The following is a 26195-nucleotide window of genomic DNA, read 5'->3' as shown; positions in this document are numbered from 1 at the left end:
TCTAGCAGTTAGAGTAAATTTCTATAGTAAATAGTTTTACGGACATATTATCTTGAATATAAGTATAAATTCTTGTTTTAAGGGAGCCAGGAGAGTGATGCCGTGAGAATAGAACTTTACATCCATTATTTCGCCAAGCCCTCTTTGCTCTCTTATCGATAAATACGGCTCTGTTGAATTCCTTCCAGACAACGACAATCACGACTGTTTGTACTGCCTTCGTTAGGTTATGGAGGATCACTTTGATCTTGATCTCTTTGACCTGGTACCAGTATTTTCGTGCCTTTAGTTCCTCGCCGAATCTTCTTTTGAGCACGGAGAAGGCTGTTTCGACCTTGTTTCGCTCCCGATATCGTTCATCGTCGAAGTTGGCGTACATTTCCTGGCGATAGGTCCCGGATCGGATCCTTCCCTGCCAGGTTCTGACCGGGATGACCGAATCGGCACCCAGTTCTTCCCGAATCTGGCGATGCAAGGTCTCCGCATCGTATCCTTTATCCATGACATAGCATGCAGTTTTTCTGACCCGTTGGCACTGTCTCAACAGTGGTACGGCATGATTGACATCGTGTACGGGGTGTTGGGAGATTTTGACACACAAGATCACCTGCTTGTGGGTGTCCACAGCAATCGAGGTTTTCAGGAAGTTCTTTCGCGTTTTACCCGTTCTCCAGGAGTAGTAGTGACTGGCATACGCGCTGGTGAACCCTGAAGCATCGATGGCCGTTAGGGGGATTATATCTCCTGTTGAATAAAAAAGTAAAAGGGTCTTCTTGAGCATTCTCGTGAAGATTACGGAGGGAATCCGGGTCATGAACTTGTGGATGGTCGAATAGTGGGGTACCCGCTCGAGCTGAAGCAGGTCTCTGATCGGTTCCAGCAGTTCAACGAGATCCACTGTGTCCCGATAATTGGTGCCCAGAACCTCACGCACGAGCAGGATTGTCATAAGTTGGTGCTGAGTATACGTTTTCCGGGAGTATTTACAGGAATAGAGCGGTAAATGTGAAGATCGTACGGTGGTGAGGATCGCTTTGGTAAGGTTGATATAGCCATTCGTCGACACTAACTCTGCTCCTTGTTGTTGGTTTCGTCATTAACACAAGGAGCAACGGTTTTATAGATCTTTCCCCTCAGATGGAGCCGACCCTCGACTAGAGGGTTTCAACAGAGCCATAAATACGTCTTTCTGGTAACAGTACAGGCTGATTGCAATGAAATATGCACCTTCCAGATACAGGAGTATTATCGCATAGGGTCCACCGCTGCCCAAGACCCTCTCGTTCTCTCTGATGAAACGAACCTTGGTATCTCCCTATAATGTACTCATATGCACATCGGGTGGAGAACACAATGGCAAAACCTTCCACAGACCTGTGAGAATGTCTACCCTCTTTTGAACTATTCTGGAACTCAAACCATTGCGGGATCAGGGGGAGCATCTCCTGCACCACTTCCTGGACCAGCACCACGTCCTAGACCTCGCTGCAAAGGTAGCGTAACGAAAGTTCTGTAAAATTGAATTGGCCCTGGATCCAACCTAGATTTGGACAAAGGAGAAACAGGGCCATGGATCCCTTAGCGTTAATCGAAGATTATCTTTCCGATCAGGAGAACGGCATGAAGACGCTCATCACCTGGTTCCTCAACCAGGTGATGCTCCAGGAAGCTCTCCAGCAGGCAGGAGCCGCCCAGTACGAACGCACCGATGCGCGGAAAGCGCATCGAAACGGTTACAAGGACCGATCCCTCAAGACCCGATACGGGGAGACGATCCTCCGGAAACCGCAGTTTCGGGAGTTCCCGTTCGAGACACAGGTCTTTGGACGGTATGCCCGGGTGGAGAAGGCTCTGGTGAATGCAATCGTCGAATCCTACCTCCAGGGCGTCTCAACGAGGAGAGTCCAGGAGATCGTCAGTCATCTGGGGATCGATCAGCTCTCTCCGGCTTCGGTTTCCCGGATGGCCAAGGATCTCGACGATCAGGTGCAGGCATTCCTCCTGCGGCCGATCGAACAGGCTATCCCGTATCTCTTCGTGGATGCTTCCTACTACAAAATCCGGGACGGAGCACGGTACGTCACCAAGGCGGTCCTGGTGGTCGCCGGAGTGCGCGAGGATGGTTACCGGGAGATCTTGGGCGCGAGAGTCACCGACTGTGAGAATGAAGAATTCTGGTCGGGACTCTTCGAGGACCTCAAAGAACGAGGACTTGCCGGGGTTCAACTGGTCATCTCGGATGGGCATACCGGCATCCAGAAGGCGGCTGAAGCCGCCTTCCTCGGTGCATCCTGGCAGATGTGTCAGGTTCATTGTACCCGAGCCGTCTTGAGGAATATTCCCCGGAAACACCAGAAGGAGGTTGTAGAGGGGCTGAAGGAGGCCTATGGGAATGAGCAGAGACTCCAGGATCTCGCTGATGACCTGAATGCCCGGGGATACCGAAAAGCCGCAAACACCATCGAACGGTTCCTCCCGGGGCTTATGAGTTACACGGCATTCCCAAAACAGCACGGGAAACGGATCCGAACCACAAACCTGATGGAACGGGTCAATAAGGAACTCAAACGAAGGACCAAAGTCGTAGGAGCGTTCCCGAACGAGGAATCCCTCCTCCGGTTGGTCGGATCCATCCTGATGGACATCAACGAGGAGTGGGTCACCGGCAGAAGGTATTTGACCATGGAGAAGGAATGATCAGGCAAGGAGACGGGGCTCAGGCAAATTACAGAAGATCTGAGACGTTACCCTGCAAATTCGGTTTTGAGCAAAGTTTTTAAGACATTTTCTTGAAAAAGCTCAGCATTATTTAGGGAGAGGGTGATGGCAAATAACCGTTACGAACTAGAATGGCAAGGTAATATGTTTCTCAGATTTGCCTGATTAGCGGGCAAATTCCGATCAGATATCCTCTATATCCAAACAAATACTATACAACGCCCGCAGACTCGCACGAACATAGAGTATGTATTTATCAAAGGGGCGACGACTAATAATAGTATCATCAAGAAGATCGTTTCCGAAAAGAGCAGTGATATGGAGTTCTGGTGGGAGAGATGGATCCGATAGAAAAGATACTATGTAATGGTGATTGCCTCGCTATCATCGTCTATCACAACTATACAACGGACAATATTGCCTTCTTCACCCCCGGCGACTTCTCGCAACAATTAGGGTACATGAAGCATAACAAAGGCGACATCATCCAAGAGCACGTCCATATTCTCCATCTCCGGGAGATCAAATATACTCAGGAGACCCTATTCATAAGACGCGGGCGGGTGAAGGTCAACTTCTATACCGAAGATCAGCAGTACCTCACCAGCCGCGAGCTCGCCACCGGGGACGTCATTCTTCTGGCCTCTGGTGGGCATGGGTTCGAATTTTTAGAGGAGACCGAGATGATAGAGGTCAAGCAGGGGCCCTACTGCGGGGATCAGGACAAAGTGCGGTTTAACGGGGCAACGTCATGATACCGGTCAATGAACCCCTGTTTGATGGGAACGAAAAGAAGTATCTGAGCCAGTGCATCGATGAAGGGTGGATCTCCTCTGAAGGCCCGTTCGTGAAGGAGTTTGAAGAGAAATTCAGTTCATACCTCGGCTCCAGGTATGGGATCGCGGTCTGTAACGGCACAGTCGCTCTTGAGACCGCACTCTTTGCGGCAGAAATCACTAAAGGCGACGAGGTGATCATGCCCACCTTCACCATCATCTCCTGCGCGATAGCAGCTCTCCGCCTGGGGGCAACACCGGTGCTCGTCGATTCCGAACCAGACACCTGGAATATGGATGTCACGCAGATCGAGGGGAAGATCACGAAGCGGACAAAGGCGATCATGCCGGTGCACATCTACGGCCATCCGGTGGATATGGGCCCGGTCATGGAACTGGCGGAGAAGTATGATCTGAAGGTTATCGAAGACGCTGCAGAAGTCCATGGCGCGCTCTATAAAGGAAAAAAAACTGGCAGCATTGGTGATGTGGGGAGTTTCAGTTTCTATGCCAATAAGATCATCACCACCGGAGAGGGGGGCATGGTAGTCACCGACGACGAGGAGATCGCGGAGAGAGCCCGAAATTATAGAAACCTCTGTTTCAAGCCCGGACGTCGGTTCTACCATACAGAACTTGGTGAGAATTTCCGCATGACCAACCTTCAGGCCGCTGTAGGCGTGGCCCAGCTGGAACAGATCGATCGATTCATCGAGATCAAGCGAACGAACGCGCAGAAATACACCGAGGGGCTGAAGGCAGTCCGGGGTATCCGAACGCCCGTTGAGAAAGAGTGGGCGAAGAACGTGTACTGGATGTATGCTGTTGAACTTTCCGAAGATCTTGGGATAACTGCAGAGCAGATGGCAGAGCGTCTTGCAGAAAATGGCATTGGAACCCGCCCGTTCTTCCTGGGTCTTCATGAGCAGCCGGTGTTTCATGATATGGGGCTGTTTATCGGAGAACACTATCCTGTAGCAGAGCGGATCGCACGGCAGGGGCTGTACTTGCCAAGCGGGCACACATTGACCGAGGAGCAGATAGAATCTGTCTGTGAAGCAGTACGAACAGTTATCGAAGTATAAATACTCGAGGGAAGTGAAAGTATGGATGTTTTCAAGAAATACGCCGATTTTTATGATCAATTATATAGAGATAAGGATTACCAAAGAGAATGTGAGTTCATCAGGGACATCTTTGCTACATACAGCACAAGGAAGATTACATCAATTCTCGATCTGGGGTGTGGGACAGGTTCTCATGCTCTCATCTTTACCGATATGGGGTATGATGTAACCGGCGTGGATCAATCTGAAACCATGCTTGACATCGCCCGGATGAAAGCAGTAGAAAAAAATAAGAATATCCAATTCAGGAAACAGGACATCCGGCATCTTGATCTGCCTCAACAATTTGATGCTGCAGTTGCAATGTTTGCGGTGATGGGTTACCAGACGTCAAATAGAGACTTTGAAGATGCTTTGATCTCAGTGTATAAGCACCTCTCTCCTGGAGGGCTATTTATATTCGACGTGTGGTTTGGCCCCGCGGTGCTCATGCAAAAGCCTCAGGATCGTGTTAAAGAAGTTGAATTGCAGGATAAAAAGATAATCCGATACGCGCATCCTACTTTAGATATCATCAAGCAGACTGTTGAGGTCAACTACACAGTACTTGAAATTAAAAGGAACAAAGAGCTAGCAGAGGCAAAAGAGCATCATTTAATGCGATTTTTCTTTTATTCAGAATTAACTTATTTCTTGAATATGGCTGGATTTGATGCCCTGCGAATCGGCCAATTTATGCATTTAGAGAATGCGCCTGACGAAAGTAGCTGGAATATCGTGGTTATTTGTGAAAAGAATTAGTGCATTTTTACAGAGATTGGAAGGAAAGCACACTTACAAAAGGACAATGAAATTCAGTTGAGATCATGTTTAAAAACAAAGTTGCGATTTATTATCCTTGGGACAACTTCGATACTGTCCCATCGTTGTATAATGCGGCACAACTATTAGCATATGAAGGATATTTGGTAGATATATACACCCTCTCAAGTCGAGCATATAGGTTGCCCAATTTTAATACAGATAAAATTTCTTTAAAACTTCTAAATCACGAATCTAGGTTCGATAGGTGGTTAGAACAAACAATAAACGCTTTCCCATCCGGAGGTCTGGCAGGGGTATTTCGGAAAGGATGTCAGGCGGTGCTTTATATTAATAACATGTTAGATTTAGTAGCGTCTTTAAAACGACTAAAAACAGAAATAACATCCTTGGGGCATCCAAATTCATACTTGTGCTTTATAGCGGTTGATCCTAAGGGATTAATTCAGACTGAGTACTTAGTAAAAGAAAATGAAATTCCAGTAATTTACTATTCTTTGGAATTACTGATATCCGATGAGCTAAACAGTAGAAGGGAACATAAATTGAAAGAGCAAGAAATCAGGCTAAGTCAAAAGGCTAAACACGTAATCATTCAAGATCTGGAACGGGCTGATATATTGGCAAATGATAATCAGATTTCTAGAGACAAATTCATCTTGGTTCCTAATGCCCCCATTGGTAATGCTAAAAGAGAGAGATCTCACTATTGGCACAAAAGGTTCGAATTACCATTAGATACAAAAATTGTCCTCTATTCAGGGTCTCTCGGAAGCTGGACAGGTACGGATAAAATTGTATCTTCGGTAAGCAAATGGCCTGACAATTGGGTCCTAGTCGTACATACGCGATTTGACTCAACGCAATCCGCAGAAGTTAAACGATTACAATCGTTAGCAACGCCGAATAAGGTATTCTTCTCTCTTAATCCGGTTTCGAACGAACAGTATATAAAAATACTTGATGGTGCAGATATAGGCATCGCATTTTATATCCCTGACACCAGTTCGACATATACTCAAAAGAATATTCAGTCAATAGGCTATTCTTCAGGAAAAATTGCATATTACCTACATTCTGGGCTCCCTGTTATAGTCAATGATTTTTCATCAATCGGAGAAAAACTCCAAAGGGAAGGGTGTGGTATTATGGTAAAAGACGGAAGTGAAATTCACATGGCTATATGTGGAATTGAGCAAAATTATACTGAATATAGTCAGAATGCCCGCAGATTTTTTGATCAGCATTTAGAATATGAACGAAATTTTAAAAAAGTTATTGAAAAGATAAAAACAATATGAACATCATTTTATATATGCTTGATATATCAGGGCTACAAGCCTATTTAGTTTACCTCGCAGGAAATCGCCGCCTTCGGAACAAAAGTAATCTGTATCGCCCTCGGCGAAGCAGCCCCGCCGGAACGGATTGGCAATATCGAGATCCGGTTCATCTCCTACCAGAAAGACCCCCGAAAGGTCGCCTGCTACTACCTGGCCGCCGACCTCTACCTCCATCCCGCCCGGGCCGAGACCTTCCCGAACACCGTCCTCGAAGCCCTGGCCTGCGGCACCCCGGTTGTGGCGAGCGCGGTCGGCGGCATCCCTGAGCAGATCGTGGAGGGGCGGACGGGGTGTCTCGTACCGGTGGGGGATGCCCGGGCGATGGCAGGACGGGTCCTCGACCTGCTGGCGGATGAAAGGCTCCGGCTGCGGATGGGCCGGCTGGCCGCGGGGGATGCGGCGCGGCGGTTCGGGCGGGAGCGGATGGTGGGGGAGTATCTTGCGTTTTACGACGAGATACTGAGTGATCAATAAAGACACATCTGGAAAACTCTATCTCTGTGATTCACGCGGTGGCCAAGGGGAGGGAGAAAACAAAAAACATAATGTCATGTGTGTAATAACCTAAAGCAACGTTAATAAGTCAGTAGTATCAAAAAATAATATGATCCATAAATACAGCGTTTCATAACCCTTCGGAGGGTTATTGTGGTAGATAATAAGATATCGATAATAACTGTTTGCCTCAATTGCGGAGGACTTATAGATAGAACAATAAAAAGCGTAATTGATCAGACATACGCCAACGTTCAGTATATCGTTATTGATGGCGGATCCACCGATAATACGCTCAATATTATTAGAAAATATGAAGATAAAATCGACGTAATATTATCTGGGAAGGATAAGGGAATCTATGATGCCATGAATAAGGGATTAGAGTATGCAACCGGCGATCTAATTTATTATTTAAACGCCGGAGATTATCTTTGCGATAATGATGTCTTGAAAAACATCATTGAGGGATTTAACGCCAATTCTGACAGTGATATACTATACGGGGATTATATTTATTATGACGATGACGGTGAGCAGCGATGCTCTGGTTACCGTGCCGGTATTCCTGACTTGCTCCGTAGGGGATATTGCCATCAAACAATATTTGCTAAAAAATCCGCCTTCGTGAAGTGCGGGAAATTTAACACCGATTACAAAATATATGCAGACTTTGACTGGCTACTCCGGGCATTAGTTAAATTTGGGCAGAAAATGAGTTATATTAGCATCCCAATAGCATATTACTTGAAGGGAGGGGAAAGTGAAAGTCATGGTGATAAATATGATTACGAAAGGATAGAGATAATACAAGAAACTGTAGGTTATCAGGGACTGTTCTCCTTTGCTATTTCCTATCCAACATCCTTTTGTGGATATCTCATGAAAATATCAAGAAATAAGGGAGAACCGGCAAAAATCCATGAAATTGAGATGAGAAACCGGATGCCGTGCATAGAATCGAGGGCCGCAGAAGAAAATGAACCCTGAAGTCTCGGTCGTCATCCCCCTCTACAACAAAGGCCCCTACATCGCCCGTGCCCTGAACTCGGTCCTCGCCCAGACCTTCCAGGACTTTGAGGTGATCGTGGTGGACGACGGCTCCACCGATGACGGGGCAGAGGTTGTCAGTGGGTTTCGCGACCCCCGGATCCGGCTGATCCAGCAGGAAAACCAGGGGGTTTCGGCGGCGAGGAACCGGGGGATTGAGGCAGCCGGGGCGGAGCTGGTTGCGTTTCTGGATGCGGACGATGAGTGGGCACAAAACCATTTAGAAACACTCTACGGTCTTAGTTGTAAGTACCCGAGGTGTGGCCTCTATGCAACTAGTTGTTTCCGCATCATTGATAATAAAGTTTTGAAATCTGAAATAAAAGGGGTTCCTAAATACCCTTGGGAAGGTGTGATTAACAATTACTTCTATATTGCAAAACAAAGTGGAGCACCTCTCCTGACATCGTCATCCGTGGCAGTTAAAAAAGATGTGCTTATAAGCATTGGTGGATTCCCACTTGGAGTCAAGCAGTATGAAGACCCAGTTGTTTGGGGGAGAATTGCTTTAAGTTCCGATATAGCCTTTAGCTGGGTTGGAGAAACTTTCTATCATTCCTCAAGTGGTAGTGCCAGTAAACAATTGCTGCCCATCAAAGAACACCCTTTTCTTAAAGATGCAAAATTAGCTTTAAACAAAAATATTTTACCATTACCAATAAATAGAGATTTGGAAGATTACATTGTAACATTACATATGCAAGTTGCCTGCAGGAACATTCGTTGTAAGAGCTATCACTACGCTCTAGTTAATCTCAGATATTGTGGATTACAAATATTCAAGCCTTCAAACATGTATTCAATATTCTGTGCGTTCGGGTTATCAATCATTTCAACTCTAGGTTTGCGTAACTAATAAAATGTCAAAAATACAATGCCAAAATGGTCGTAGAAAATTTCGATCACATGTAGTGTAGAGGTTATCCCAGAGGGATGCTCGGGGGAGAACCCTTCATGCCCTCGGCAGCTTAGCGGTATACCTGACCAGTTACCAAAATTATACGATAGGAATTAATGTTATACTATATTTGCAATCAAATCGAGAAAACAGCAGATATCTCCCCCAGATTTAACATGACAGATATCCTAAAACATAGGAGTTACTATAAACCAGATTGAAATGGTGCGATTCGAAGCTATCAAAAAAACTCTGAGGGATAATTCGGGCCATCGAATCTCCATAGAGATGAGACGCCTTGACAGTAACCGGCTCGTAAAGAGTGCAGGTTCTTAAGACAAATAAATTATTGGCTCCTATCAGGTCATTATTACCCGATATATCTAATTGGGACACCTGTTTGGATACCGCAATTTCTTTTTCAGATATGACCGGGTCTGTATGATATACATACGCGCCTAAAAACGTTGAATCCACATACGTATCCCCATCAAACACTGACTCAATTGTTTCAGCAGCCTGTATCTCACTATAAGTAAACTGGTTCCTTATTGTTGTGTCCTTACTAACCAGTGGATTGTCTTTATTGATCCCGGGAGTTGTGATCATTAAGAATGCGAAGACGAAAACGACCAGAAACACAGAACATATCTTCCCCGTTCTGGACGACATCAGATGAACTGAACGCCAGATAAACGCTGCTGCGAGGATAGCCAGAAAAATACATAACAGAGGCATCCATCGGCTTGTGAGCAAGTTCCGGATACCTAGCAAGGGAATACCATAGACCAGAACAAACAGGGCAGCTGCAACCACAGCAATAGAGAATCTCTTTCGATTCTCTGGAGACATCCACAACAGTAGCCCGCCTATCGCAAAGAATGGCAGAATAAGGTAACTAGATTGAAGAATCAGGAGATCAAATAGAGGTCGCTCATATGCGTGACCCACGATCAAAAGGTCACTCCCATATTCTCCCCCTGCTCTGATAACATCAATAAAGGGACCCAGCACAAAATCAAAAAATGTGGAGCCACCAGGAAACTCTATGCTAATCCAGTGCGCGACGATCGCTATTCCAAAGAGCATGAGATATATGATGGAGCGACTTTTCTGAAAGTGAACACCGTGAATGTATGATATAATTGCTTGAGAGGATATGAGAGTTAACAGGATAAGAAAGACTACAAAGGTGCTCAGCTGGTGTGTTATCACCAGAAGGAGAGAGAAAAATATTAGCAGTGAGTCTCGGATGTTTATATGAACGGTATCAGCGAAAGTTAGATAGAGCATTGCCAGTAAATAGCATACCACCAGGGAATCCGCGGTAATATTCGTGATACCCCGTACAATAAGATCATTTGTTATATTTGCCAGAAGGGCTGCGAGCAAGCCAATCTGCGGCCCTGCAATGTTTTTCCCGATTATGTAGAGGAAGAGAGTGCTTATCACACTTCCGACGCCTATGGATAAAAAGACCGTACATTTAACTGGGATCTGGCACAGCACTCCTACATTTGCTATTAAGATGTGTACAATAGGGGCATAGGCATATTTATCGCTGATCTCAAACGGTGGGACAGAACCCGTGAGCATAATAATGTCTGCGATTTTTGTGTGGAAGTAAGCATCATAGCCCATGATGCTGGGATAATTGAAATAAATGCCTCCCCGGATAACAAGCGATAAAATAACTATTTTTACAAATATTGGCCAAAAATCACGTGAATCATCGGATGAGAATATTTCTAAGGCGATTATTGCAGATAGTATCGATATAATGATAAAGTAAGAAGTGGGGCGATAATACAGATTAAAATACCATATCAATAGCGCGACCGAGAGGAGAGACCAGAATACGATGTTCAGTACAGATAGAATGCGAGGGGAGATCGGTATAGGAGCGATCTTACGCGGCGACCTAATTTTCGATCTTACTAAAACATATATTGATGATACACAAAGGATAGTTAAGCCTATCAAAAACTGATTGATTACCCCAAAAAATGATAAAATGGCTATAAGTAGACCTAGAACAGTTCCAATGAGTCCACATAAGAGATCCATATTTTTTAGGTACGGTTCAAAAAAAGCCTTACCAACCATAATAAATCATCGTTTGCCGCATGTACGTCCGCCTAGCGTAGATATCCTCAGGATAATTTGATATACTCTTTTAACCGTTTATTCCAATAATAATCTCGAATTTCGGGATCATTTATCTTCGGTGATCTCCTGAACCATTCCAGAAGGTACCCATACAAATACGCAAGGCCGATATAATAGGGTTTCTTCTGGAAAGAATAAGAAAATGAGCCAAATAAAACAAGCACTGGATGCTTGTTTAGGTAATATGCCATTGCGCCATTTGTTCGATATCCATTCCAGAGGCCCTGAGCACTACTCGTTATCCTTCTCTCCAGTGCAATTGCACTTTTGAATTTTTTAATTTTCCATCCACGCAATACTGCTTTTACATTTGATATAGAATCAGGTGATGGTTCGACAACGTACCCATTCGTCTGGAAAAAACATTCGCTTCTCCATAATCTCCCTGTTCCAGCAGGTAAATCTTCATTACTCTGACCCAATTCCAACTTCCCATTCACGATATGATAAATCCCACCGCTAACAATGCCCAATAAAATGTCCTTTTGCATGGCATCCATTAAAGATTTAAAGAAATTATGCGATATTTCTGTATCAGCATCCAGTAGACCAATGTAGTGATATTCTATTCCATTTCCAGCACAGTATGAGATAATCTCATCAAACCCTGTTTTACAAACAAAAGAATAATGAAAAGTAATATCCCTGGGATGCGGGGCTAATCTGATACTTTTGATCCAGTCATATTTTGCTTTAGCATTTTGGATAATCTGAGAAGTATTATCAGTACTACCATCGTCAACAATCAACCAAACTTTAGGCTTTGTAGTCTGCTCGGTTACAGATTTCAGAACGAAAGGGAGATTTTCTCCTTCGTCCTTTACTGGAGTAATTAGAATATAGTCATACATTTACTAGACAACTCCGTTCATTGTAATTAAACTAATAACGCAAGTAAAATGTAACACAACAAACATACCTTGTAGATACTATGTCTATAGGAACTTCGACTAATAAATGTACCTGGGATCTCTTTTCACCGAGTAGGTTTAAAATCATTGTATCGCCACCATTTGCAAATTTCAATACCACTCGTCATCCAAGCGTTTTTGCTATCGCAATATTGGAGTATTTTTTCATAAAGACGCGACCATGACCCCCTGAACGGACAACCAAAACTGTTAGAATGCCAGTTCAGGGTCAAAACACCATGGCAGGATACCACAGTGTCAATCAAAGCTTTTGCCATCTGCCATGCCTCACTATAAGATCTCGTGGAGTTGAATAGTGTGACATCCATTATAACCATTGGAATCTCCAAGATGCCGACTTCCATATTATTACGCAGATTATAGGGCCAGAACGGGTGGCACATACCATTCCTGAACCCAACCATATCTGAATAGCCCAAAGTCGTGTCATACTGAAACCCTGCCTTTTCTAAAGTTTCCCAAGAATTAGGTACCTGAAATCGCAAGTAATGATTCCGATAACCGGTAACCTTCCTGCCCAGTATATGCTCTAGTTGACCCTTCTCCAGCAGGATCTCTTCCAGATCGTTACAGGCATAGTACCCACCATGGAGTCCAACTTCCCACCCCCGATCTACGATAAAAGCTAGTTCATCCTCTAAATCGGTTATATTATATCTGAAGCGCCTGATGTCAGTATCAGTAGCAAGGAAGTAAAATGAGGACTGTGCACCATATTTCTCCTCTAGGTTCATGATATCCTGAAAGTTCCAGTAGGGACTCTTCTCTTTCCCATGCCTTTTCCAAAAAGCCTGTCGCTTGAGTCCATTGAAATCCAGTCCCTTGAGACAGGTCAGGGCGGATAGCAATGTGTGCTTATGGGGAGGGTAGATCTCGTCGACATCATGGGTAAGGCAGACGGCGAATTGCTTATGAGCAGGGTATTCTATTTCATATCCATTATTTACGAGATACCTTGAGACCGCTGGCTCAAGGATGTTCGGATTTTCACTATAGCCATATATAAAAAGCCCATAGCGGTTCAACTGTGGGGGAGAGTACTCCTCCTTTCGGGTATAGAGATCCCACAGGCCCTTACTTTTTTGGATTTGCTGGAGTATATCATTTGGGTAAAACATCACTATCTATTTCCCTTGATTTCAGACGCTGAGAGATACGGTTGGAGTTGAGGACCTACAGATAATAAATAGGTTTCTGAGTGGCGTAGCGGGTGCTATATATCACCGCTCCAGAATAATGTCCTTCGCAAGCGTGTTAAATGCCATTTGATCATATTCGAATGGCAAAATTATCTCTTGCATTGGTGTATTCATAACGATACCCTTGAGCCCTTCCCTCATTCGATCGAAGTGTTTCTGCAGATCATTATCAGGAAATATTAGTGAGTACACCTGGACATACAAGTTATATTGTCCTATAGGCGAATGCTTTGTTGATTCCACGTATTCGGCCATGTTATTCGTTATCAGCCTTTGAAGGGCTTCTTGAGGTATCACAGGGTCTGTCTGAATTGTATGGTTGGTCTTTCGTGATACAAATATCAACTTCTTTATTGCGCTGCAGTTGGCTACTGGATTTGTAGAGATTGCTTCGGTCTTATTTGTCAGGACACGAACAAGGAGTCTGAAGTTGTCGAGGGCATTTCGTTCCTCGGTTTTACCCTTGTTAAGAGTGAAGTCGAACAGGAACAGACTCGTAGGGAAAGACAACATACTCCCATCTCCTTTGAGGATTATGCGATCGTCTCCGAGGAATTGGTAATCACTGGTCCGCACGAAATCCATGAGTAAAGAAGTCTTCCATACACCGGGCCTCCCCGTTACAACGTACCCCTGAGAGTCCTTACAGACGGCGCCACCATGGATGAGAAAGTGATTTTTTTTAGCCAGTTTATATTCAATGAATGGTATCAAGAATTCTTGGGCCATGAAAGTGGGGAATACAACACCCCTGACTCCATGTCTTCTTCCGTCAAAATTTATTACAGTTTTACCCGTTTCAAAACCGAATACTTCTATCTTCCAATTGGATCCGCTCCCCTTCTCAGCGCAATAGAAGTAATTTTCTTTAACATAGTACTTATGGGCGATGACTTCTGCCCCTTCATGTGAGGGCTCAAAGGGACCGATATTTAAGATAATGTCCGGTTCAGCAGGATCATCAGCAGTAGCAAAGTAAGAGTATCGTAAATTCCGTGTTGGATCTCGCATCCCATTACCCTGAATCTTGACGGTCAGCAGATCGTGAATATTGTAGTTTAATTGCCACATTCGAGTGCCTCCCGGAATTCTTCAAATACCTCTCTGCTGTACTGACGAGGCACGCTCACATTGTGGAGTTTTGTGTCGCTGTTCAAATTGTTCTTGAGGTTTGCTGCACACGTCATCCAGAACCGGGCGATATTGCTGTTGGGGAACACATATGAATATTCCAACAAATACTTAAAAAACGGATATGATTCCATTTTCTGGTTTATGGCGAGACTGTTTAGGATTACATCAGGTTCAGCATCAGTGATCTCCAGGCGATCCCCCTGCGCGAGAAGATAAACTGCCTTCAACGTTGACGCATCAGTTATATTCAGACCAGGAATGTCCTTTGGATTCATTTTGGTGAAGATTTTAATCCGCCGCGCCGTTAACTTGTAAAGTGCATCTTTCAGTTGGAGCACTGCCCTATCATAGGCTGGAAGATTCTCTCGAATAGCAGGGTTTAGATTATATGCAAAAATGTTGAGGGCTGTTGGATAACTAAGAACCTGCCCTTCATGAAGTATGACAAAGTCATCCCCGAGGTAATCATAGCCACTTTCTGCGAGGTAAATAGCGGTGGACGTCTTTCCAGCACCGCTCTGTGAGGGGAACAAGAAAGCTTGACCCCCTTTGCTCATTGAAGAGGCATGAACAACGGAGTATCCCTTTGATTCAAATTTAAAGCGGATGAAAAAGTCAATAACATAGGCGCAGATGAACATGTCCGGAACAAGAGTACCGATGGCATTTGTTGAAAGTTTGATGTGCGTCTGGTCAGAATCTAGGCCTGACACTTGGATCATCCATTTTCCGAACTTGTAAGAATCTTTACAGTAAAAATAGCCATCTTTTATGTAATAGGTATGATCTATAATATAACAGTCATCATTTGAGGGCTTAAAATTTCCAATCTCAATGATAAAATCAGGATTGTTAATATGATCGGTTTCAAAGTTTGCATATTCTATTGCCATTCTCTCGGGTATATTCTCTGACCTGATCCTAAACTTGACAATCTCATGAATGCTATAATTCTTTTCTATCATCTTGTCAGTCCTCCGTTTAGAAAGTTAATATATGAGATGAACGTTCGTTCTGATCAGTGAAGTTGATCTGCACAAAGCACTCTCCGACGCAAACCATGGCCTTCGTCGCAAGAAAAGAGAGAAACGAGTGCCAACGCCTCCCATACCACGGGTGCGGGATCCTCGACAACCTTGTAGTTCCTTTCCAATTCACCCACTGCATCCTTAATCCCAATCTAATTTTAGAACTCTCTTCTCCGTTAGTGAATCGTTGCATATTTCAATCATTTTCAAGATATCTAATCCAACATATCCATTTGAAATATTTTGTTCGTATTCAGCAGTAGTGCAGTTCAAAAAGGTACGTAATTCATCCCTAAGAGTATTATTTGGAATGATTTCTAAATTATATGATCTGCCGTCATTCTCTACGATTGTAATGGTTTGCGAAGTACAATCCACCAGTGCAGATCTTTTTGATCCAACAATAACAAGAGAACGAGTTTTCGGTGGGGTAAGCCAACTTAACTCAATATTGATGATTGTCTCGTCAAGATTACAATTAATAAAGACCGCTTCTACTCCTTTCGCTTTGCTTCTTCTATACGCGTTTCCAATGCAGGAGACCTCATCAGGGTTCTTCTTAAATATATAATTTATAATATCAAATGGATGAGGGGCCAAATCAAATATCACGTCTCTATCTTCGAACAACGGCTCTATGTTCGTCCACTTTAACTTCATCAGGCGAATATCACCGAACTCGTAATTTTCAACCATCTCTTTTATCTTCGTGATTGCATTATTGAATCTAAATATATGACCCACAGAAAGAATAACACGGTTATCTTTCGCGATATCAATCAACTGACGCCCTTCATCAATTGTCATTGCTAACGGTTTTTCCACTAGAACATTTTTGTAAGATTCTAGAAACTCCTTTGCCAGAGGATAGTGAGTGTTGTTAGGTGTACAAATACTTACCGCTGTGATACTGTCGTCGAGTAGTAACTCCCTGTAATTTCTAGTAGTTTTAACACCGAATTTTTGGGAACAATAGTCTAGATTTGTTTCGAGTAGATCAGCAACAAACACATCGTTCCCAAGTGCAACATATTCTTCAACATGCTTTCTACCCCAGTAGCCCCCCCCTATCACTGCAACTTTTGATGAAACCATCTTAAACACCAGAATAATAAAGGATAAACTTTTACTTATAATATGGTTTTGCCGGAACGCCTATAACAACTTGCCCATCTTCCACATCTTTAGTAACGACCGAGCCAGCCCCAACCATCGACCCTTTTCCTATGCTTACTGGTCCAATTATCGTTGAGTTCGCCCCAATCGACGCCCCTCTCTTTACAACTGTCTGTTCTAATTTCCAATCTCGCTCTTTCTTCAATTCGCCGTTTTCATTCGTGGACCTGGGAAATTTGTCGTTCGTAAAAACAACACAAGGTCCAATAAAAACATTATCTTCTATAGTAACCCCACTCGGAATAAATGTGAAAGCCCTGATCTTACAATTATCTCCAATCTTCACATTACCCTCAATATATACAAACGAATCAATCTTACAGTTTTTACCGATATCGCACCCATAGAGGTTGACTAAATCTTTAATGCTAGTCCCTTCACCTGAAGTAACATTATTTATGATTGAATATCGACTCTCTTCATTATTCATCAAACAATCACCTCAGATATGCATTCACAAACATACTTCACATCATCATCCCGAATTCCAGGATAAAGTGGTAGAGACAACACTTCGTTACTGAATTTTTCAGAAATGGGATACTCCCCTTTCTTATATCCATATAAATCTCTGTACGCTGGTTGGAGGTGAATGGGTATCGGGTAATGCACGCCAGTTTCAATACCGCACCCATTTAAATGCTCACTGACAACATCTCTATTCTTCAATTTTATTGCAAATATATGATGTACTGAACCTACATTTTCGTCTAATAGATACTCCCTCGGAATAAGAGAACGGTAGAGCGAAACGGTGTTCCTTCTTTTTTCGTTCCAATCATCAAGATATTTTAATTGAACCAACCCTATCGCAGCATTTATAGTATTTAGTCTAGCGGTATAACCAACAACAGAGTGTTTGTATTTATCGATTCTACCGCAATCACGTAGCACCCTAACACTCTCTGCAATCTCCTCGTCGTTTGTAGTGACCATCCCCCCATCTCCACCAACGGTCATATTTTTAATCGAATAGAACGAGAAACAACCAATGTGCCCTATACTTCCTACTTTCTTTCCCTGATATTCGGCACCATGTGCCTGGCACGCATCTTCGATAACAAAAACATCGTCATCTTTCAATTGATAGATCTTCTCCAAATTGCATGGGTTTCCATACAAATGAACGGGCACTACCCCCTTCACTCCCCTTATTCCATCACCAAAGAGATTAGGATCAATGTTTCCTGTGTTTTCCTCGATGTCCGAGAAAGTGGGTTTGCCACCAGATTGAACAACCGAGTTTGCGGTTGCTATGAATGACATAGGAGTTGTTAATATTTGGTCGTTTTTATTAACACCCATAGCAATAAGTGACGAGGTCAACGCAAAAGTCCCAGAATTTACAGAAACAGCATATTTGGTACCAATATATCGAGCAAATTCTTCCTCAAATTTGAATACACTCTCACCCATTACCAGCTTTTCGTTTTGAAGTGCCTCAATGGCAGCACCCTTCATTTCATCAGTAATTATTGGGCGTGATAGCGGTACCCTAACCATAGGATAAAGTTGCTGCTATTTTGAATTATAACTTTCGATTAACTCCGCCATATACTTGCTGACATCAAGGTTATCCCGTAGCATTTTTTGACGCTTTTGTGCCCAGATGTCCTTAACATCCGGCAATTTCAGCAACCGCTCAATAATTTCTAAAACTTGGTCAAAGTCCTTATAGCAATAGAGAAGCCCATATTTCTTGGATAATTCATCAAAATTTCCGCATGTACAAGCCCACGATGACATGCATATAGCAGGGGTCCCTAACATCGCAGATTCGGTGGTCATGGTTGGACTCTCTCCAACGTACATGCTTGAGTAGTATAATATGTCATGTATTTGCATTTTTGCGTTTTCAGGAACTTCGTATTGCTTAAGGACGTCAGGAAGCTCTCCTTCAGAGGAGATAAAAATTTTATATCGTCCTTCAAGCAAAGACACCAGCCTTATTTTCATATCTTGATCAAAACCTGTCTGACCAATATCATGCAATGCATTCCAAGATACAAACCGGAAGAAAGCATATTTTTCGTCTTTATGTAATCCCAGTTTTGCAAATATGTCTGGATTCGGGACAAAGTGATCCGGATGCAAATATGCGAGCTCAAAATAGCCATTGAATCGAACTTGTTTCAAACCCAGATCATCCAAATAACAGTTAGGAGTTACGATTTTGGTTGCAAATGGGAAACAAAATTTCTGAACTAACTTTGCGGACTCTGTATCTTCAAAGATGATATACGGTTTTTTCAACAATGCACTAACAAGTGCAAAATGAGGTAAGGCCTGCCCGATAAAGATATCAGGATTATATTCTCTTGCAAATTTTAACGTTGAATATGCCCATATGAGGCTGTATACTGGTTTTTTCCAGGCCGCTGCAGGGTTTGTCCCGACATGGGTGTAAGGAATGCGCAACTTATTTAACAGAGTTCCAGTAATGTCCTTTTCAATAGCTATAACTCTTGTTTCATGGCCTTTATCCGCCATTATTTGGATGAGATTTTTGAACATGTAAACATGTTTGGGATGCATGATACCAATTAAAATCTTCATAATTGCTTCCTCAACTAGTACTACAAATAGAAATGCATATTACCTCAATAAATGAATTATTATTCGATGTCGGCGATAATAACTTCAGCAGACAGCCTTAAATCATTGCCCATTATAAGAAGTCTGGGAGAAAAAGGAGTTTACATAACAACCGCGGATTACAAACCCAGTGCACTTGGTGCAGCATCAAAATATTCTAAAAGTTTTTTCCAATATCCGTCTCCAGCACAAACTCCACTTGAATTCATAAATGCGCTACAGAAATATTTGAAAAAGCATCAGCAAGAAGTATTAATCCCTATCCACTCCCAGGACACATATATCATTGCGGAATACCGACAGGCACTCCAGCAGTTTGCCAAAATACCAGTACACGATTACTCGATCATTAAGCGTGTTAATGATAAGGGCAAATTAATGCTTGCTGCTGAACAACTAGGGATTCTAATCCCTCAGACATATCAACCCGGCGATATTAACGAAGTCCACCATATTGCCGATATAATTGATTATCCTGCTGTAATTAAGTTGAGGAATACATCTAGCAGTATTGGTTTGTCATATGCATATTGTAAAGAAGAACTAATTTCAAAGTTCAAAAAGACCATCGAAAAATTTCGCCTTCCCCAAACAGACTACCCCTTGATTCAAGAATATATTGAAGGAGATGGATGCGGCGTATCGGTATTATTTAATGACGGTGACTTGCGGGCAAAGTTCACCCACAAACGACTCAGAGAATATCCGATCTCTGGAGGACCCAGCACGTACAGAGTTAGCATAAGAGATCCAAAATCAGAAGATGCCGCAATAAAGTTGCTCAAACACTTCGATTGGCATGGCGTTGCCATGGTCGAGTTTAAACTGACAAAAGATAATAAACCTGTATTAATGGAGATTAATCCGAGATTCTGGGGCTCTATCAACCAGGCAATCCAATCAGGCGTAGATTTTCCGTACCTATTGTATACCATGGCATCGGAGGGAGATGTCGAACGGGTCCTAAACTATAAAGTGGGGGTCAAAACTAAAAATCTCCTCACCGACTACGTTGCACTGATGAGTTATATCAAAAAAACAAAGAATATACGCTTATTGAAGGAATTCGCAGCATTACCACATAATGATGATATCATTTCACTCGATGATCCGGTTCCTCTCTTTCGCTTTATTCGAAGGGGTATTTATGAGGTCTGTCATCCTCGATAGGATAAACTCAAGTTCTGCAATAGTTTAAGTCCGGCGCTCGAATAAATTCCAGCCTTCCGAAGGAAAATATTCAATGATTTACCATACATTTGGATATTTTCCCTAAGGAGCATATTTCGAATCGCGTCATCGTCTGGATCCAATGGACCATTGTAAACATTATACATCCGCCCAAGTTCAAAGGAGAAATGACTGTCACTACCAGAGAGAGGCTTCTTCTTAATTCTTCCAGCTAATTCGATTGCACATTGATTACTCTCAGCCGAAGATCTGCCATTAACACCTTCTAAGAGATCTACCATGCTCAGCAAATCATCATTCAAGAATCTCTTTCTCCTGTATGGATGAGGCAGCACCACAATGCCGTCTTGATCCCGGATCTCATCAACCACCTCTTCAAACACCCGCGATCTGATATCTTCACTCAAAAATAAACCAATTATATCACCATAGTCTGTCGAGATCTCGGAACCAATAATGACATGAACCCTGTCTTGTTTAAGAGACCTGGCTACAACACTCCCCTTAATTGTATTATGATCGGTTATTGAAACCGCATTTAATCCCCTTGAATATGCTATGTCAATGATCTTTTGAGGGGACAGAAGTGAGTCCAATGAATATTTGCTGTGAATATGTAGATCAAAGCAATAGGTCTCGAGCTTCACCGCATCGCCACAAGAACAGCCTTTCCGGCATTCATTACAAGATCCGTGAGAGACCCAACAGCCCACTCTCCCTCACTCACCGCCCACCGCTCCGGGTGCACGGTCAGGTACAGCCCCTCCTCCCCGGCAGACCCGATCCAGCGGGCAAGGTCATCCGTGGTCGCAACTGAAGGCGGGATCTCCCCGGCGCCCGGCATCGCGTCCCGCACCGAGTGCTTCCCGCCCCAGTTCCGGCCGGTGTCGGTGAGGTACCGGAGATCCTTCCCGGCCATCGAGAGGTAGGCCTCCCCCGCGATCCCGAACTCCCCAAAATCATACCTCTTCCAGAGGTCGCGGTTGTCGTAGCGGGAGAGGGGACTCCCGTGCATGCAGACCGTCCGGACGTCGCAGAGAGTCCTGAACTCCTCGAGTTCGCGGGCGAAGAGGGCGATCGCCTCCTCGTAATCGCCCTTCGCTTTCGCAAGCACCTCGTAGTGGTAGCCGACCTCGTGGCCGAGGGCCTGCACCCGCCCAATCACCTCCGGGACGAAGGTCGCGGGGTGCCGGAAGTAGTAGGTTGCAGTGATCCCAAGGGCGTGCTCGAGCTCGGCCATCTTCAGGGCATTCTCCGGTTTCCTATCCACGTCGTGGCGGAGGACGACTGTCCGGCCGCCGGGAGGATCGGTAAGATACTGATAGACTGTCACCGGCGTATAACTGGCGCCGAGGAGCACACGGCAGAGCTCCCCGTACTTCGCCATCGTAAAGTCCCGCACGCTCAATGGCTCACCGCCGAGTTCGCCTGCATATCAAACAGCATCGCAAAGAACAGGAACTGCATCCCCATCATGAAGACCAGAAGCGACAGTACCCCGTGCACGAAGAGCACCGGATACCCCATCACGAACTTCTCCCAGAGCGCGATCAGCCCCCCGATCATCCCGATCGGCGTGAGCACCGCCCCGGCGGCGTAGAAGAACGCGAGGGGGTGAAAACCCATCTGGATGTACTTCGTCTTCAAGCGGAAGAGGAAGTTCCCGAGGAGGAGCTTTGAGACCCGGGGGATGTAGGTCGAGTAGCGGATCTTCGACTTCTCCCGGCCGTAGCGGGCCGGGATCGCGACGTCCGAAACCCTGCACCCGCAGATGTTCAACCAGATCAGGAGGTGGTTGCAGTAGCCGTAGCCCTGGTAGACCTCGGTGAGCGGGAGGGTCTTGAGGGTCTTTATCGAGACCGCCGTGTAGCCGTTCTGGGGGTCCATCATCTGCCAGTAGCCCGAGGCGACCTTGGTGAGGAAGGTGAGGAGGGAGTTGCCGAAACTCCGCCAGGGCGGCATCCCCTTCCGGTAGGCCTGGTTGATGAGGCGGTTGCCCTTGGTGTAGTCGGCCCGGCCGTCGACGATCGGGTCGAGGAGGTCGGGGAGGTAGGTTGCGTCCATCTGGTTGTCCCCGGCCATCACCGCGGCGATATCCATCCCGTCCTCGACCGCCTGGAGATAGCCGGTGGTGATCGCCGCTCCGACGCCCCGGTTCGGGTTGTGGTGGATGGCGACGAACCGGGGGTCGCGGTGGGCGTAGTCGTCGATGATCGCCCCGGTCATGTCGGCCGAGCCGTCGTCCACCACATAGATCTTCGCGACGTAGTCCGGGATGCCGTCGAGTGTCTCCCCGATCAGGTCCTCTTCGTTGTACGCCGGGACGACCACGGCAATCCGTTTCCCGCGATAGCGGGGCTCCGCGGCCGGGCTCCCGGAGCGGACCCCGGCGACCTTCAGGTGGTGGTCGGCGGCCAGGACCCCGGCGTCGAACGCCCCGCCGGCCAGGACCGCCTCGATCGCCCTCTTCCCGTAGGCCCCAAACCCGCTCTCCGGGTCGGCAGCCGGGAGGACGACGTCGTTGCCCTTCCTGAGCTCGGTAAGCAGCCGGGGGATCTCGGCCGGGTCGTGCCGGGCGTCGATGATGACGAGCTCCTCCGCGCCGATTTCGCGGGCGGTGGCAAAGATCGTCTGGAGCGCCCCGCCGTAGCCCTTGTTGGTCGTATGCCGGACAACGATCGCCCCAAGCGCCTCGGCGATCGGGACGGTCTCGTCCTGCGAGCCGTCGTCGACGACGAGCACCCTATCCGCGTGCTGCCGGGCGCCGAGAACCGTCTTTGCGATGTAGGCCTCCTCGTTGTAGGCCGGCATGGCGACGAGGGTCCGGATGCTGCCGGCCCGCTCCCCCTTCGGCCGGGTTGCCACGCCGTCGACGAGGAGGATCGTCCCCTCGTCGTCCTCGACAACCATCTCGACCGTGCGGGCAGGAGGAGCCGGCGTGCGGGTCCGGGTGGTCACTCTCGGTCCTCCCGGGCTATGGTCTGGATCGCCGGCTCGGCGGAGGGGGCTGCACGGGCGCTCTCCGGGCGGGAGAGGCTCTGGGGGTGACTGGTTGCATCATGGGTATGCCGGAATCCGGGTCATCGAAATCCCCCCCGAGGGGGGGGCGGTACGACTGTTCGCGGGCGGTGCCGGGGCCGCTGTTTCTGTTATGTAAATTGTCATGAATGAAGGAAAAAGATGCCGATTCAAGTCAGGGAATGTTACATGAACATCACTGGAAACTACCCGATTTGGGAGTGGGAACGGCGGTGCCGTCCCGGGGGTGGGGGTGGGGCTGCGGGAGAAAATGCAAGTATTAGTATAATAATTTATCTAAATAATACCGTTGGTTAGAGGGGCTAATTCTGGATAAGCACGGACGAAAAACGGTCTGGGGGAAAAATCCTTTCATTTTTCGGGCTGCACAGCGGCCGGATGGGATCCAGCCGCGGGGATCGCGTGTCCCGGCTATCCGCGGCTTCCAGAGGTCATTCACCCAACCCCGCCCGGGCCGGGATCGCCGCCCCGGAGGTCCGCGGGCCGGGAGAGATAAAAAGCCCATGGCGGCCCGGATTTCCGGTGCGCGTCATATCATCTACCCTGGCCGGAAACGGAGCGATCACAGAGCACCCCCGCGGCCGCCCGGAAGGCTCCGGGGCGGCAGACGGGACAAAAGAGCGGTCCCGCACCCCCTGGTGCCCGCAGGCGCATACCCCGGGGAGCGGGTAGTGGACCGGAATAGAACTGGAAATGTCTTTCATAGAATCCGACCATACGTTGAGCAACGCCCGGCGTTTATTGGCGTGCTTTTATGAGAATTCAAAACGTATATACATTAGAAAGGTAATAGTAGGCATATCGGCAGTAGTGGGTAAGATGCGATATTTTCAAGCAGAAGAATAACCCCGATACCCCACTGCTCCATACCCTGAGCTCATGAGGAGGTGTTGAAACCATGGCGAAACCGCTGGAAATTGGACTGGAACTGACCGGAGAAGATGCACTGCGTTTTCACCGGTATATGGAGGGGCACGAAGAACTGCCGCAACGCGGGCATGAGATGATGTGGGTAGCAATTCGGCTCGCCGAGAAGGAACAACTTTAACAGTAGAGCATGAAGATCCCTCTGAATGAATTGCGCTTCGATTTCCTCTCGGAGGGATCGGATCTTTATTCTTTTCGATCTTCGGATAATGACTTAAACAAATTTTTCCGTGAAGATGCACTGTACTATCAGCAGGAAAGACTGGCATCGACAAGGCTTGCTTACTATCAAGATACCCTGGTAGGATACTTCACCCGGGTAAACGACAGTATATTTGCAGATGCAATAACGAGCGGGGATGGCGATGAAAGGTTCGAGGCAAGGAGATACCCAGCAATAAAAATCGCAAAACTTGCAACCCACGACGGATATACGGGCAGGGGAGTTGGCACGAATATGGTCGCAAAAGCGATCAGCATCGTGCTAAAGCTGTCAAAATACACAGGCTGCAGAATCATAACTGTGGACTCAAAACCAGGAAAAGAGTCTTTTTATGGGCAGTTTGGATTTAAAAGAGCACACGCGAAGGCTCAGGATACAACCCCCATGTACTTCGATTATCATAAGTATCTGACAGGTGGCAGGAGGCCGGAACAGCCGATATCCTATCCTGACGAACGGCTTAACATCTGAGGTCATCTCAGAAGACGGTCGTGCCTCAGAATAGAGCTGAACATCTCTTTCATAGAATCCGACCATTGTGTTGAGCAATGCCCGGCGTTCACGTCAAAAGATCACATTGGGGGAGTTTTTCTAGTACCAGTTGTTTCTTGGGGCACTACCGTTTTCCCATCCGAACATGGCTCCCGGTTTGCCGAAGAAAAGAATACCCGATCGACTCGAGCATTCTGATCACCTTCTACCCGCTAACAACTGGCTGTTTTGGCAGCAATATCAACCTTGTACTCGAACTTGATAACCGGCATATCAGAGGTTGTTTCTGCTGAAGATTTGGGCGTGGTGATGATGGTAATCAGTTCGCCTTTCTCGATCTCCTCTTCAAAATGAAGTTCAGTTGCTTCTAGGATATTATCGATGAGATCACCGACGGTTTTTCCCTGGGTATAGATGGAGTGTTCGGTTGCGTGTGCGCCCCACCATCCGTCGCAAAAATACGTTTTGAACTCGACGATCATGTTTGATCACTTCGATAAGTGTGACATATGTTTGGCAACAATACAAAATGATGTTTGTGTGGGTAATGCTGTGAGAATGTATCTCCCCGGGGTGAAAGAAACGGAACTTGAGCACCGGAGGTGCGAATGGCAGAGCGGGAAGACCCTGCACAAGCAGAGGGTAGTTCACCTAAACCGCCACGTCCGGAGCCCCAGCCCGTTCAACCTCCAGGCACTTGCCGAAGGCGTCCGGGTGTGAACGGGAGCAGGTGAAGAAGGTCGACCCGATCCTGCGGTAGCCAGGGTGCTGCCTGTGTACACATGTCATGAACCATATGCTCGAAGACAGCATCTTCCCCGTCGTGAAGGACGCCACGCGGAAGTGCATCGACCGGGACATACCCGCGGCGGGAAGGCGGCATTGTTTGCCGGCGATATGATTGCAGTCCGATCCCCATTC

Annotated in this window: 27 protein-coding genes; 12 read left to right on the top strand and 15 right to left on the bottom strand. The window is 46.1% G+C overall.

From position 1 onward, the window contains the following. Position 1 precedes the first annotated feature (1 nt). On the bottom strand, positions 2–1066 hold the full coding sequence (locus QZ408_RS08020; protein WP_292490767.1) for an IS5 family transposase: 1065 nt from the start codon (positions 1064–1066) through the stop codon (positions 2–4). Between the two features lie 503 nt (positions 1067–1569). Here QZ408_RS08020 and QZ408_RS08015 point away from each other — a divergent pair. From QZ408_RS08015 to QZ408_RS07995, 5 genes are all read left to right on the top strand, one after another. Continuing rightward, positions 1570–2697 carry an IS256 family transposase gene (locus tag QZ408_RS08015; protein ID WP_292490765.1) on the top strand — a complete coding sequence of 376 codons (1128 nt, stop codon included), beginning with the start codon at positions 1570–1572 and terminating at the stop codon, positions 2695–2697. Between the two features lie 350 nt (positions 2698–3047). After that, positions 3048–3473, top strand: coding sequence for a hypothetical protein (locus QZ408_RS08010; protein ID WP_292490762.1), 426 nt, complete (start codon positions 3048–3050; stop codon positions 3471–3473). Next, a complete protein-coding gene (locus QZ408_RS08005) occupies positions 3470–4579 on the top strand; it encodes a DegT/DnrJ/EryC1/StrS family aminotransferase (RefSeq protein ID WP_292490761.1) in 1110 nt (369 codons plus the stop codon). Before QZ408_RS08010 ends, QZ408_RS08005 begins: the two co-directional genes overlap by 4 nt. Before the next feature lie 21 nt (positions 4580–4600). Continuing rightward, positions 4601–5362, top strand: a complete 762-nt coding sequence (locus tag QZ408_RS08000) for a class I SAM-dependent methyltransferase (protein ID WP_292490759.1) — start codon at positions 4601–4603, stop codon at positions 5360–5362. A gap of 65 nt (positions 5363–5427) precedes the next feature. Continuing rightward, a complete protein-coding gene (locus QZ408_RS07995; RefSeq protein WP_292490757.1) occupies positions 5428–6684 on the top strand; it encodes a hypothetical protein in 1257 nt (418 codons plus the stop codon). Positions 6685–6687: 3 nt separating this feature from the next. Here the strand turns inward: QZ408_RS07995 and QZ408_RS07990 are convergent, their stop codons facing one another. Continuing rightward, a complete protein-coding gene (locus QZ408_RS07990; RefSeq protein WP_292490755.1) occupies positions 6688–6900 on the bottom strand; it encodes a hypothetical protein in 213 nt (70 codons plus the stop codon). On the opposite strand from QZ408_RS07990, the gene QZ408_RS07985 reads away from it, so the two are divergent. The 3 genes from QZ408_RS07985 to QZ408_RS07975 all read left to right on the top strand — a co-directional run bounded on the left by QZ408_RS07985 (position 6811) and on the right by QZ408_RS07975 (position 9127). Continuing rightward, positions 6811–7200, top strand: a complete 390-nt coding sequence (locus QZ408_RS07985) for a glycosyltransferase family 4 protein (RefSeq protein WP_365995872.1) — start codon at positions 6811–6813, stop codon at positions 7198–7200. The genes QZ408_RS07990 and QZ408_RS07985 overlap by 90 nt on opposite strands. Before the next feature lie 174 nt (positions 7201–7374). Continuing rightward, entirely contained in the window at positions 7375–8211 is an 837-nt protein-coding gene (locus QZ408_RS07980) for a glycosyltransferase family 2 protein (RefSeq protein WP_292490752.1), read from the top strand. Continuing rightward, complete coding sequence (locus tag QZ408_RS07975; protein ID WP_292490751.1) at positions 8201–9127, top strand: glycosyltransferase family A protein; 927 nt, start codon at positions 8201–8203, stop codon at positions 9125–9127. Before QZ408_RS07980 ends, QZ408_RS07975 begins: the two co-directional genes overlap by 11 nt. Before the next feature lie 213 nt (positions 9128–9340). Here QZ408_RS07975 and QZ408_RS07970 read toward each other — a convergent pair whose 3' ends face one another. From QZ408_RS07970 to QZ408_RS07930, 9 genes are all read right to left on the bottom strand, one after another. Then, the gene (locus QZ408_RS07970; RefSeq protein WP_292490749.1) at positions 9341–10999 is read right to left on the bottom strand and encodes a hypothetical protein; all 1659 of its coding nucleotides are present in this window, start codon (positions 10997–10999) and stop codon (positions 9341–9343) included. A 323-nt stretch (positions 11000–11322) separates the two neighbouring features. Beyond that, on the bottom strand, positions 11323–12189 hold the full coding sequence (locus tag QZ408_RS07965) for a glycosyltransferase family 2 protein (RefSeq protein WP_292490748.1): 867 nt from the start codon (positions 12187–12189) through the stop codon (positions 11323–11325). A gap of 125 nt (positions 12190–12314) precedes the next feature. Beyond that, complete coding sequence (locus tag QZ408_RS07960) at positions 12315–13391, bottom strand: polysaccharide deacetylase family protein (RefSeq protein ID WP_292490747.1); 1077 nt, start codon at positions 13389–13391, stop codon at positions 12315–12317. A 99-nt stretch (positions 13392–13490) separates the two neighbouring features. Further along, entirely contained in the window at positions 13491–14540 is a 1050-nt protein-coding gene (locus QZ408_RS07955; RefSeq protein ID WP_292490746.1) for a hypothetical protein, read from the bottom strand. Further along, positions 14528–15568, bottom strand: coding sequence for a hypothetical protein (locus tag QZ408_RS07950; RefSeq protein ID WP_292490745.1), 1041 nt, complete (start codon positions 15566–15568; stop codon positions 14528–14530). The genes QZ408_RS07955 and QZ408_RS07950 overlap by 13 nt, the downstream gene beginning before the upstream one ends. A 204-nt stretch (positions 15569–15772) precedes the next feature. Continuing rightward, entirely contained in the window at positions 15773–16726 is a 954-nt protein-coding gene (locus QZ408_RS07945) for a Gfo/Idh/MocA family oxidoreductase (protein WP_292490744.1), read from the bottom strand. Positions 16727–16757: 31 nt separating this feature from the next. Next, positions 16758–17237, bottom strand: coding sequence for an acyltransferase (locus QZ408_RS07940; protein WP_292490743.1), 480 nt, complete (start codon positions 17235–17237; stop codon positions 16758–16760). Next, entirely contained in the window at positions 17237–18310 is a 1074-nt protein-coding gene (locus QZ408_RS07935) for a DegT/DnrJ/EryC1/StrS family aminotransferase (protein WP_292490741.1), read from the bottom strand. Before QZ408_RS07935 ends, QZ408_RS07940 begins: the two co-directional genes overlap by 1 nt. A gap of 15 nt (positions 18311–18325) precedes the next feature. Further along, positions 18326–19363: a DUF354 domain-containing protein gene (locus QZ408_RS07930; protein ID WP_292490740.1), complete on the bottom strand. Its 1038-nt coding sequence runs from the start codon at positions 19361–19363 to the stop codon at positions 18326–18328. Between the two features lie 66 nt (positions 19364–19429). On the opposite strand from QZ408_RS07930, the gene QZ408_RS07925 reads away from it, so the two are divergent. Then, positions 19430–20572 carry an ATP-grasp domain-containing protein gene (locus QZ408_RS07925; protein ID WP_292490739.1) on the top strand — a complete coding sequence of 381 codons (1143 nt, stop codon included), beginning with the start codon at positions 19430–19432 and terminating at the stop codon, positions 20570–20572. Here QZ408_RS07925 and QZ408_RS07920 read toward each other — a convergent pair. Genes QZ408_RS07920 through QZ408_RS07910 form a run of 3 tightly spaced genes read right to left on the bottom strand, consistent with a single transcriptional unit; the run spans position 20560 to position 23551 of the window. Next, positions 20560–21240, bottom strand: a complete 681-nt coding sequence (locus QZ408_RS07920; protein WP_292490738.1) for a PHP domain-containing protein — start codon at positions 21238–21240, stop codon at positions 20560–20562. The genes QZ408_RS07925 and QZ408_RS07920 overlap by 13 nt on opposite strands. Continuing rightward, a complete protein-coding gene (locus tag QZ408_RS07915) occupies positions 21237–22001 on the bottom strand; it encodes a hypothetical protein (RefSeq protein ID WP_292490737.1) in 765 nt (254 codons plus the stop codon). Before QZ408_RS07915 ends, QZ408_RS07920 begins: the two co-directional genes overlap by 4 nt. Next, on the bottom strand, positions 21998–23551 hold the full coding sequence (locus tag QZ408_RS07910) for a glycosyltransferase family 2 protein (protein ID WP_292490736.1): 1554 nt from the start codon (positions 23549–23551) through the stop codon (positions 21998–22000). Before QZ408_RS07910 ends, QZ408_RS07915 begins: the two co-directional genes overlap by 4 nt. Positions 23552–24530: 979 nt before the next feature. Here QZ408_RS07910 and QZ408_RS07905 point away from each other — a divergent pair. Beyond that, positions 24531–24680, top strand: coding sequence for a hypothetical protein (locus QZ408_RS07905; protein WP_292490735.1), 150 nt, complete (start codon positions 24531–24533; stop codon positions 24678–24680). Positions 24681–24689: 9 nt separating this feature from the next. Then, positions 24690–25253 (top strand): GNAT family N-acetyltransferase, encoded by a 564-nt coding sequence (locus QZ408_RS07900; RefSeq protein ID WP_292490733.1) that lies wholly within the window; start codon positions 24690–24692, stop codon positions 25251–25253. A gap of 233 nt (positions 25254–25486) precedes the next feature. On the opposite strand, the gene QZ408_RS07895 is transcribed toward QZ408_RS07900, so the two are convergent. Further along, positions 25487–25756 (bottom strand): type II toxin-antitoxin system HicB family antitoxin, encoded by a 270-nt coding sequence (locus tag QZ408_RS07895; RefSeq protein ID WP_292490732.1) that lies wholly within the window; start codon positions 25754–25756, stop codon positions 25487–25489. Between the two features lie 91 nt (positions 25757–25847). Between QZ408_RS07895 and QZ408_RS07890 the strand changes: the two genes are divergently transcribed. Next, positions 25848–25994: a hypothetical protein gene (locus QZ408_RS07890; protein WP_292490731.1), complete on the top strand. Its 147-nt coding sequence runs from the start codon at positions 25848–25850 to the stop codon at positions 25992–25994. Positions 25995–26195 lie beyond the last annotated feature (201 nt).

Origin of the sequence: Methanoculleus sp. 10 (assembly GCF_913757945.1) — an archaeon.
In the GTDB taxonomy this organism is placed as follows: Archaea; Halobacteriota; Methanomicrobia; order Methanomicrobiales; family Methanoculleaceae; genus Methanoculleus.
The sequence above is the reverse complement of the archived record's forward strand: the minus strand, read 5'-3'. Positions and strand labels throughout refer to the sequence as shown.